The organism is Pseudoalteromonas sp. UBA6610 (assembly GCF_002433295.1).
Taxonomy (GTDB): domain Bacteria; phylum Pseudomonadota; class Gammaproteobacteria; order Enterobacterales; family Alteromonadaceae; genus Pseudoalteromonas; species Pseudoalteromonas atlantica.
On sequence record NZ_DJHW01000110.1, the window covers coordinates 1 to 6,520 of the forward strand.

A 6,520-nucleotide genomic window follows, 5' to 3' on the forward strand; every position below is an offset into this window, starting at 1 on the left:
CTTCGGCCACTCGGACACCTCTCCAACGCATAACAGATTGTATTAACGGTAGTTTATTCATACCATTAATTAAATAGTGGTGGAGAGATAGGGATTTGAACCCTAGATAGGCTACAAACCTATGCCGGTTTTCAAGACCGGTGCATTCGACCACTCTGCCATCTCTCCGTGACGCAGAATAATACTTAGGTGATACCGTCGTGTAAATAGCAAATAAACTGTTTGCTTAAAAAGTAGGCGTAATTACGGTTTTTTTTGTAAATAGAGGGAAATTAGAAGGATTTAAACTAAAAATTAAAGGGTGGCAGCAAACTAAGGGAGCTAAAGAAGCGCTTTCAATAGTGGTTAGTTGTTTACTGCCCCTGCTTAATAAGCATAACAAGGTTGATTATTTGTATTGCGCGGCGCTGTTTAATGCTAACTTTTTGCCCATACGGTTTAATTTAGCAAGCATTTTAGCTTTACGGTTAGTTGGTTTTACGCCAACGTGGGCTGCTGCATTTTGGTTTAGGGTGTTTATTGGGTTCATGTCTTTGCTCCAAGGTGTATGTGTTTAAATCGCGAGCATTTTGACGCTTTTTTGTTTAAAAATACAACAATATAAACTAAGGCTTGGCTATTAGTTATTTTTATCTGAATTTGCATTGCTTTGTTTTTAATTAAAACTAATAAGTGCCCATTTTGCATAGTTATTTAATCAGGGGAACTAAGTTTTAATCTGTTTTATAAGTGTTTTTTTGTTTTTTTAATGTTTTTAGTAAATTTTTACGCACTTTTATGATTAATTATTCAGATAAATTAATTTTAACTTAATTCTTATTTATGCTGGTGTACTGGCTAATAGGAGATAAATTACTTGCAGTTGTTAATAATAGTTAAACCGAGCGTAAAAAGTGTGGTGTTAGATCACCTCGATTGGCTTAAAAAAACATGCCAGAAGAAAAATATTCTCTATATTACGGTTAAAACGACAGGTAATTTTGAGTACGACTTAGCAAACGTTAAATTGAATGCACAAAAAAGCCAAATAGCAGTGGCTATTGGAGGCGATGGCACACTTAATTTGGCACTTAATGGCGTGATTAACAGTGCATGTAGTTTGGCAATATTACCTTGTGGTACGGGCAACGATTTTGCCCGTCGCTTTCATTGCTCAGCTAAACAGTGGCAAAACGCTATTTTTAATGCCCCCACACACTTAATTGATGTAGGTAAAATTAATACTCGTTACTTTATTAATGTGGCTGGTGTTGGTTTTGATGCTCATGTAATTAAGCAGTTGGGTCATTTACAAAGCATGTCAGCTTGGCGCTATAAGTGGACGAGTTTTAAATCGCTCTTTACTTACAAAGCAAGCACACTAAATGGAGCATTTTTAAATAAGCAATGTAGCTATCAAAATTTAATAACTGTATTTGCGAACTCTCAGTATTTTGGTGGCGGCATTAAAATAGCCCCTAGGGCTAAAATTGATGATGGACTGCTTGATTGCTACCAAATGCAAGCGGGTAGTCTTGTTGATCACTTATATAGCTTTATTAAATTAATTTTTAAGCGCCACCATACTTTAAAAAAGCTTACTTATAGCCAACTCAAACAGGCGCGTATTAATACTAGAGATTTATTAATTGAGGCCGATGGCGAGCTAGTAGGTGTTACGCCCGCGGTTATTGCTATTCATGAGCAGGCTATTAATTTCCATATACCAATAAAAAAGCGCCTACAGTAGGGTAGGCGCTTTTGTGTTAGTGCGTTAAAAACGCCTCTAACTGGGGACGGAGCCATTTTTAGCAACGCAGCGGCTTGCTAAAAAGGCGTTAATTCTTTTTGTGGGGGTAAGTACAATTGCATTACCCAGTAGTACTAAACTAAAGCCGGCAAAGGTGTTTGCATGCCATTCAAAGCCTTCAAAAAAGCTGCTTAATGCAACGGCCACTAACGGAAACAGCACTATGGCGTAGCTTGCTTTTTCGGGGCCAATGTTTTTTAACAAGGCAAAATAGCAGCCAAACGCAATCACAGTGCCAAAAACAGATAAATACAATAGTGACAACCAATAGCTGGTAGGGGCACTAAAACTGACCGTTATACCATTTATTAATACATAAACGGCTAAACCTACTGCGCTATATAACATGCCCCATGCGTTACCCTGCAGCACACCTATTTGACGATTAGAATTACGTACACTAATCATATTGCCCAATGAAGCCACAAAGGTACCCCCAAGGGCAAGTAGTAACCCGACCAACGCCCCATTACTCAAGTCGAATTGCTGTAAATGCGGCCAAAACAGACAAATAATACCCACCACGCCGATTAGCGCGCCGCAGTAAATACGTCTGGCAATGGGCTTTGCAAAAAATAAACGGGTGTTGACTATGTTCATTATTAGCAACATTGAAAATGCAATAGAGGCCATTGCCGATGAGAGGTAGTTTTGTGCCCAATACAAAAGCAAATAATTTAAGCCAAAGTTAGAAATGGCCAATAAAGCAAAAAAGCCATGATCGATTAACGAAAATCGCATATTAGGCTTTTTGTAGGCCACAAATAGCCACATACATGCAGCTGCTATGGCAAAGCGATAAAACAAAGAAAGCTCCACAGCAATATCGCCTAGCTGAAACGAAATCGCGAGCCACGTAGAGCCCCAAATTAACACTGTTGTGAGATATAGCGCTGCGCTTTTCATGGCAAACCTCTAAAAAACCGATTGAGTGGTTATTTTAGAGTCTATCTGTATACTTACCATATACAGAAAAGTATAAATGTAACCTATACAGATTTGAGGCGAGATATGCAGCCAGCTGCCAATAAGCAAAAAGCCGAGTTTTTATACCAACAAGTTATTGAGCTAATTAAAGACATGCAAGCACAAAAGGTATTACTACCTGGAGAAAAGCTTCCTTCGCTTCGTAAAATGGCCAGTAACTTAAATATTAGCATTCCGACGGTTAAGCAAGCGTATCAAGCGTTAGAAGATCAAGGGTTAGTAGAGGCACGTGAAAAATCGGGCTACTTTTTAACGGTGCTTAATACGGTTTACAGTTTGCCAAAGCGTGTAAAACTAAGCCGCGAGCCTGTCACTGTAAATAAACAAGCATTAATAGAGCAGGTATACAGCGCTATTCATCAACCTAATGTAATTGCCTTTGGTATTGCCAATCCCGTTGCTGCCGCGCCTACCGATAAAGCTTTAGCCCGTACCATGCGTCGGGTTATGACAATTGCTGGGGCGAGTGTTATTAATTATGGCCCTATTGATGGTTTTGCTGCGCTTAAAAAGCAATTAGTGCATAGATACTTAGGCTTTGGTATTGGTGTAAATATAGATGAACTGGTGATCACCAATGGCGCGCAAGAGGCGCTGGCTATCGCACTTAAGTGTGTTACTAAGCCCGGCGATGTGGTTGCAATTGAAACCCCCTGTTATCACGGCATTATTGAACTAATAGAGAGCTTAGGATTAAAGGCGCTTGAAATCCCGCTATGCCCCGACAATGGTATTTGGCTTAACGACCTAGCTCAAGCGCTCGAGCAACATGATATAAAAGCATGCTTGTTTTCGACCGCAATAAATAACCCGGTTGGCAGCTTTATGAGCGATGAAAGCCGCATGCAAATGGTGGACTTAATAGAGTCACATAATGTTGTTCTTATAGAAGATGATGTGTACGGTGATCTGCACTTTACTGCCAAGCGTGGCACGCCCGCTTTAGCGTATTCAAAAAAGGGGCTTGTGATCAGTTGCGCCTCGTTTTCAAAAACGGCTGCGCCAAGTTATCGAGTTGGTTGGTTAATAGCAGGCAAGTTTGCTGGACAAGCGCGCCGGCATAAGCGTGCATTAAGTTGCTCTGCCTCACTAATAAATCAGTGGACGCTTTCTGAGTTTATAGCCAGTGGTGAGTATGACCGTAATTTAAAAGTACTTAGGCAGCGCTTACGTAATAACAAAGAGCGCATGCGGTGGTGCTTATTAAACGCGATGCCTAACAATACACGTATTAGTGACCCTAAAGGTGGGTGTGTTATTTGGCTTGATTTAGGCCAAGGAGTAGACAGTCAAAAGTTATTTTTACTGGCGTTAGAAGCTGGTATTAGCATAACCCCCGGACTTATTTTTTCAGCAAGTAATAAGTATAAAAGCTGTATTAGGCTAAGTTACGGGGTGCAGTGGAGCGAAAAAATAGAGCAGGCTATTACCACGTTAGGTGCGTTGGCTCACACGCTAAAAGAATAAAAAAGCAGCACCTAATATACAAGTGCTGCTAAAGGGATGTTAAATACGGTGCGGTGTACTAATTTTGTTTAATGGTAAATAACTCGTAGCCTTTCAGCTGCGGTAACTGCGCTACTAATTGCTCTTCTTGCTGTGCTATGTTGGCAAAGCTGTCGCATAAAGAGTTGGCACGCTTTTCAAGCGCACTGGCATGCAGCTCTACTTTTTCTTCTATTTGCGCGCCCATATTTTCCATGCGTTGCTCAAATGCATCCATATCTCCACCCGAACCAAGCAGCTCAGAGCCTAAAGCAACTAAAATACTGCCCATTGATTGCATAACGGCAGACTCAACCACGGTTTCTATTTGCTCCTCAAATTGGTGTTCAAAGTTTTCACCAAATTGATTAAAGCTTTGTTGGCCCATTACAAACGTACCTTGTTGATAAAAGGTGTTTTCTACTTCAAGTCTTATATCGTCCATCAGGCCAGACAAGTCATCAAGGCCATCAATATTAAATGCGTTGGCTACTTCCTCTAATGCTACACCGGCTATTTTTACTCCGTCTAGGGCAATATTAGCGACCTCAGGTAGCTGCGTACGTAAGTTGTCAGAATACTGGGTAAGCGCTTGGCGTTGCTCGCTGTTAATGGATACTTGTTCGCCATTTATAGTTAAGTTGCCATTGCTGTTAAAGCGCATGAATTGATTAGATGCGGTAAAAATTTCTAATTCGCTAGGTTTAATGCGTACATCGTTTTTAAACTCTACATTGCACTGCTCATTGCTAAACGAAATACCCGCATTGCTATCGTTATGTGCCATTGCAGCGGGTGTACAAATTAAAGCGCTTACTAATAGTAAATTTTTCATGTTTATTCTCTAATAATTGTTGATGACAGCTAAGTATTAACAAGTTTGGTGCCATTATTTATTTTTATTTTAAAACAGTAGGTTATGAAAATTTGTGTGTTTGTAATGATTTTTAATTTTGATAAATAAACTACTTTTTAGTCAAAAACACTAAAAATAAATAAATGATAAATTTTATTTGTCGAAACGATAAAAAACTCTCACTTTCCACTTTCTTAATTTAGCGCTATTTATTCACAATATTGACATGAAGGCTATTTACGATAGTCACGTGGCTTTATTTTGGTGCTAATTTGTTCGTATCTTAGCGCTAAACATTTTTAATTTACCAAGTGCAGGAATAAACCTGAGTTGGTCTCAAACACTTTATGGAGTGGGTTGTGGGTAAGACATTTAGTTACGATGCGCTAGATGATGATTTTGTTGAAGACGAGTACGAAATGGTCGGGCGTAATCAGCATGACAAAAAAAAGCAAAAGGTGAAAAAGAAGTTGGAAGATTACCTTGAGCAAAAACGTTTGCGTAAAAACCTAGGTGAAGACGACTTAAACGATTACATAGACTAAATTGTGCTAGTTAAAATAATGCGCCTTTTTATTAGGGTTTGAATGTGCGTTTACGCATGTTTAAAGGCTAAACATTGGCAATAAAGAGGCTTTATGCCTCTTTATTACTTATTATGTACTTAATTTAGCGAGTGCTTGTTGAATAGTGGTTTCTAGCTTTTCTGGTTTTGTAAAAGGCGCATAGCGCTTGATAGGTGTGCCATCGGGCGCTATCAAAAACTTAGTGAAGTTCCACTTTATTTTGCGTGTTAAAAAGCCGGGTAAGGCCGATTTTAAATACCTAAATACAGGGTGGGCGTGACGACCGTTTACATCAACCTTAGCGGCCATTAAAAAGCTTACCCCGTAATTAATTAAACAGCCTTGTTGTATTTGCGTTGCGTCGCCTGGCTCTTGCTGACCAAATTGATTACATGGAAAACCAATAATAACCAATCCGCTTTTAGCGTACTTACTATGAAGAGTTTGTAGCGACTCGTACTGCTTAGTAAAACCACACTCACTTGCGGTATTAACAATAAGCACAACCTTGCCTTCAAAGTCGCTAAAGTTAATTGTTTTACCGTCTAACGCAGTAGCCGTTAATTGATGAAACTCATGCATGATGGATGCTTTTTTATTGTTGTTAGCTACATTCTACCCGCTGTAGCGCGTTACTAAAAGTATAAAATTTAGGCTTGTTAATACCGCCCTTAACTATGCGCTAATGGGTTGGCTGTTATTTAGGGCGTGTTGAACTTTGCGGATTGAAATTTGTTCAACCTAGGGGCGATCAAATCGCGGCGCGAGGTTTGTAACCTAGTGGCCTCGATAACTGCTCCTGCGTTATTCTAATGACTTACATCCATGTAAGAATAA

General features: G+C 39.6%; 7 protein-coding genes and 1 tRNA gene. 3 read left to right on the plus strand and 5 right to left on the minus strand.

The window, feature by feature from the left end; translation table 11 throughout:
* Nucleotides 1-77: 77 nt before the first annotated feature.
* Nucleotides 78-168, minus strand: a tRNA-Ser gene (locus B4F91_RS14605).
* A gap of 220 nt (nt 169-388) precedes the next feature.
* Nucleotides 389-529 carry a hypothetical protein gene (locus B4F91_RS14610; protein WP_004589025.1) on the minus strand — a complete coding sequence of 47 codons (141 nt, stop codon included), beginning with the start codon at nt 527-529 and terminating at the stop codon, nt 389-391.
* Nucleotides 530-856: 327 nt separating this feature from the next.
* On the opposite strand from B4F91_RS14610, the gene B4F91_RS14615 reads away from it, so the two are divergent.
* Nucleotides 857-1,729 (plus strand): diacylglycerol/lipid kinase family protein, encoded by an 873-nt coding sequence (locus B4F91_RS14615; protein WP_286936709.1) that lies wholly within the window; start codon nt 857-859, stop codon nt 1,727-1,729.
* 36 nt (nt 1,730-1,765) lie between these two features.
* Here the strand turns inward: B4F91_RS14615 and B4F91_RS14620 are convergent, their stop codons facing one another.
* Nucleotides 1,766-2,695 carry a DMT family transporter gene (locus B4F91_RS14620; RefSeq protein WP_096040933.1) on the minus strand — a complete coding sequence of 310 codons (930 nt, stop codon included), beginning with the start codon at nt 2,693-2,695 and terminating at the stop codon, nt 1,766-1,768.
* 105 nt (nt 2,696-2,800) lie between these two features.
* On the opposite strand from B4F91_RS14620, the gene B4F91_RS14625 reads away from it, so the two are divergent.
* The gene (locus B4F91_RS14625; RefSeq protein ID WP_286936711.1) at nt 2,801-4,243 is read left to right on the plus strand and encodes a PLP-dependent aminotransferase family protein; all 1,443 of its coding nucleotides are present in this window, start codon (nt 2,801-2,803) and stop codon (nt 4,241-4,243) included.
* A 58-nt stretch (nt 4,244-4,301) separates the two neighbouring features.
* On the opposite strand, the gene B4F91_RS14630 is transcribed toward B4F91_RS14625, so the two are convergent.
* Entirely contained in the window at nt 4,302-5,096 is a 795-nt protein-coding gene (locus B4F91_RS14630) for a YggN family protein (RefSeq protein WP_248444117.1), read from the minus strand.
* Between the two features lie 380 nt (nt 5,097-5,476).
* Here B4F91_RS14630 and B4F91_RS14635 point away from each other — a divergent pair, with 380 nt between their 5' ends.
* Nucleotides 5,477-5,662, plus strand: coding sequence for a PA3496 family putative envelope integrity protein (locus B4F91_RS14635; protein ID WP_004589020.1), 186 nt, complete (start codon nt 5,477-5,479; stop codon nt 5,660-5,662).
* A 111-nt stretch (nt 5,663-5,773) separates the two neighbouring features.
* Here B4F91_RS14635 and B4F91_RS14640 read toward each other — a convergent pair whose 3' ends face one another.
* Entirely contained in the window at nt 5,774-6,265 is a 492-nt protein-coding gene (locus B4F91_RS14640) for a glutathione peroxidase (RefSeq protein WP_096040934.1), read from the minus strand.
* Between the last annotated feature and the right edge of the window lie 255 nt (nt 6,266-6,520).

What these genes read in the sequence shown, in the direction of transcription:
- B4F91_RS14625 (WP_286936711.1), top strand. Translation starts at nt 2,801, where the DNA reads ATGCAGCCAGCTGCCAATAAGCAAAAAGCCGAGTTTTTATACCAACAA.
- B4F91_RS14640 (WP_096040934.1), bottom strand. Translation starts at nt 6,265, where the DNA reads ATGCATGAGTTTCATCAATTAACGGCTACTGCGTTAGACGGTAAAACA.
- B4F91_RS14630 (WP_248444117.1), bottom strand. Translation starts at nt 5,096, where the DNA reads ATGAAAAATTTACTATTAGTAAGCGCTTTAATTTGTACACCCGCTGCA.
- B4F91_RS14610 (WP_004589025.1), bottom strand. Translation starts at nt 529, where the DNA reads ATGAACCCAATAAACACCCTAAACCAAAATGCAGCAGCCCACGTTGGC.
- B4F91_RS14620 (WP_096040933.1), bottom strand. Translation starts at nt 2,695, where the DNA reads ATGAAAAGCGCAGCGCTATATCTCACAACAGTGTTAATTTGGGGCTCT.